Source organism: Arenicella chitinivorans (assembly GCF_014651515.1).
GTDB classification, from domain to species: domain Bacteria; phylum Pseudomonadota; class Gammaproteobacteria; order Arenicellales; family Arenicellaceae; genus Arenicella; species Arenicella chitinivorans.
In genome coordinates this window covers 1-3,170 of sequence record NZ_BMXA01000014.1, presented here as the reverse complement: position 1 = coordinate 3,170, position 3,170 = coordinate 1, and the positions used below count along the sequence as shown (strand labels likewise).

General features: G+C 45.1%; 3 protein-coding genes. All 3 read right to left on the bottom strand.

The features are described from left to right. Positions 1-295: 295 nt before the first annotated feature. A complete protein-coding gene (locus IE055_RS17750) occupies positions 296-970 on the bottom strand; it encodes a hypothetical protein (RefSeq protein WP_189403037.1) in 675 nt (224 codons plus the stop codon). Between the two features lie 195 nt (positions 971-1,165). Further along, positions 1,166-1,819, bottom strand: coding sequence for a hypothetical protein (locus tag IE055_RS17745; protein ID WP_189403036.1), 654 nt, complete (start codon positions 1,817-1,819; stop codon positions 1,166-1,168). 14 nt (positions 1,820-1,833) lie between these two features. Continuing rightward, positions 1,834-3,170: RHS repeat-associated core domain-containing protein (locus IE055_RS17740; RefSeq protein WP_189403035.1), on the bottom strand; the 1,337-nt coding region annotated here is incomplete at its 5' end.

The window sequence follows — 3,170 nt, the reverse complement described above, 5'->3', positions numbered from 1 at the left end:
GCCGACGGTGTACGAAGAGCGATATTTTTTGAAGCAGGAAAGTGTCTAGGAAACTCAGGCCTTACCAGTCGGTCGAAAAGGTATTTGCACAGCGAGCCGAAGCTCATCTTCATGAATTACTCATACACATCGATCGAGATCTAAATACCGAGGTGGGATATCAGATATATTGTGATGAACTAAATCATCCAATCGAAGGGAAATTTGAAATCAATATTGCGACTGAACGAACGGAAATCTCTTTGGAAGAGATGCTTAGAGTTGCCGACTAAAATCCTTGATCTAAGTCAAAGATTTATAGATTTGATAACTCTCTTTTAATCATTTCATCAGCCGCCAGAAGATCTTTTCCGACCAAAGGGCTGATAGACAAAATCATTAGTGCTCCCCCAAATATTAGATCTGCATATACGAGTGACTTTTGGAGTGCTGTTACCACTTTTTGAGGAGTTAACCCAAATGCCCGATTACACATTTCACTGTCGAAAAAATTTGCGGCGCAAAACCTATAAACAGAATCTCTGCCATCAACGTCCTTCCCTGTTTTCTGTACTCTGCCTACTATGTCTTCGAAGTCATCTAGGTCTAAATCTAGATCGGTGACTATAGATGCTCTGTAAGGGTTAAACGCTCCTATTATTTTAGGGAAAGTGTGACAACTGAATTCTTTAAAATCTATAAGATCAAGATCGACTGTCAAAATTAGAATGTCATCCGATGTAGCCTTATCTATTACGGAACCTTCTAACCTAGAAGCATAAGAAAGCGCACCCTCAACTCCCTTAACCAAACAATCGGTTATATCGCACGACGCACTCTCACCGATTCCTTGGTCAATATACGGCTCCGCTCCGACCTTGACCTGCCAGAGCTCGTCGATTTCTGAGAGTTTTTCTAAGTCAATAGACTGAAGGTGGTCCAAACTTTGATTAACAATCGACCTACGTCTAAATCTTGCTTCAATTTGCATCTAAATATTACTTTCTCACTCGAGTCTGAATGTTTGTTATACCAAGCTGTCTCAGGACCTGTTGTGCTTCACGACGTGATAGCTTCTGTTTCGAAGGTGGCTGTCCATCTTTACTTGGCATGTTTTGAAGTCATTCTTACGATGGGGATCATTTTATATTTATTCTCCGTTCCCTCCTAAGAGCGGACTCCGGTACTATTTCATAACTCCATAACTCTTCAGCACTTCAAGTTCTTCTAGTACTTCTACCCGTTGTGGGCCATCCTTAAAATCTAGGCTAAATATACCGGATTTTGAACCACTTGCCGCAACCAGCTTGGCTCTTACACGCCAAAAACTCAGAGGAGGAACATTAATCTCGTTCCAGTCGGCTTGTTGAAATCTAGGCAACTCGATTAAAAAATGTTCGGCGGGATTGATGCGAATGGAACTAGTTGATATTCCGGTTATGCTAACCTCTCCATGGTATTCACTTATATCAATATAGCATGAATTTTCACCTGCTGATGGCCAAGAATGTTCAGTTCGATCAGTAGAATGTAGCCAAATCATTTGGGGTTTCCTGTTGCCTACTACCTTTACATTTTCTAAAGAGGCCCTCGTATCGATCTCCAGAGCATCCGAGCAATGCAAGTTTATAAACTGGACTTCTTTTAAGGTTACACCCTCTGAAATGATCGCGGTACCGTCAACGATGCGACAATCAATAAATGAGACGTTATGCAACTCAATTGATTGATCCTTAGGAGGATTGAGAACAAGTTGAGAGTATACACCTCCCTCAAACGTTGTATTTCTAAGCGGAAACCCACTCTGCACCTTTGAAAAATCTTCAATCTTTTTTTTCATATTCTGACTCCGTATTAATTATCTTTAAGCCAATCTCTAAATTTATAACCTAAATCGTTTGGTATGGACTGGTAAGTAATAACTGAGTCAACGCCTCTTCTCCGCTGGTGTTTGAGGATCGAGGTCGGGCTTGACCCTGTTAAATCGAAACCGTAACCAGAGGGATTTATAAAATCTTGAGGCGCATTCGTAAGGCGCGTCCACTTCAAATCTGACAAGAGATGATCGGGGTGCGCTGCGACCTTTTCTCTCATTTGGCGTGCAACCCTTCGCTCAACCGCTGTACCGAAAAATAATTTCATTGTCCAAGGGTCTTTAACTATTGCATTGATTTGCTTTGGTTTTAGTTCTAAGAATAGTTCATTAAAATCTTGAGCCAAATCGTTCCGAGCACTACTAGCCATCAAAGAAATTTCCTTTTGCTGCTTGAGCGTTCGCTCAACTTCAACTGGATTTTTAAGTTTTAAATTGGAAAGGTCTCCTACAGCACCTATTTGTCTTCTATACTTGCCTGGTCCGGGCTGTGCCATTCGGCCTGCCACGGTTTTACCATAGCTTTTGACGGAGTCAAGTGCCCTCTTAGCCCCACCAACAGCCGACTTTCCAATCGCAGCCATGCGATTGCTACCGCTGCTTACGGCCCGCTCAAATGTCTTGGTAGCCGTTGTGACTGCCTTCGAACTTCTCGCGGCTTGCGTGACTGTTTTGAGACCGTTTGCCATACCGACAGCGGTGTCCTTCGCGGCCGTGCCAACGCCTTTCAGTCCACTTGCTAGTTTGGAGCTGCCACCAACAAATCCGCCGCCGGCGACTAGCTCGGTGGTGAAGGCGAAGCCTTTGGCGATGGCTCTGGAGTCGCCTTTGGCAATGCCTTTGACTGTGTCAACGATGCCGCTGCCTACTTGTTTTGCAACACCCAGTGGATCATTACTGATCGCGTTGGCAATGCTGCCGAGCACTTCTTTGGTTTCTGCTAGGTCTCGACGGCTGTCCTGAACCCAAAAGCTGGTACTGTCATCAGAGGCGACGGCGTCGATTGCCAGGTTTGCGCCGAAGTTAACGGTTTTGACACCAAACTCCATGAGCCCGAGAACGCCAGCGCCGATGCCCACAAACGCCGCCGTTAACCAGTTGGTGTCTTCATCAATACTGTCGAGGGCGCGTTGTTTGGCGTTACCCAATCGATCGCCCATGCCTTCGAGCACTGGAGCATGACCGTATAAGTCCATATACACCGTCGGATTCCCATACGCATACAGATACCGGTGTAGGCTTGGTGGTGTATTGCTTTCGCCGAGGTAGGTATCTTCGTTGATGAAGCGCGCGGTGTCGGGGTCGTAGTAGCGTGCCC

What these genes read in the sequence shown, in the direction of transcription:
- IE055_RS17750 (WP_189403037.1), bottom strand. Translation starts at nt 970, where the DNA reads ATGCAAATTGAAGCAAGATTTAGACGTAGGTCGATTGTTAATCAAAGT.
- IE055_RS17745 (WP_189403036.1), bottom strand. Translation starts at nt 1,819, where the DNA reads ATGAAAAAAAAGATTGAAGATTTTTCAAAGGTGCAGAGTGGGTTTCCG.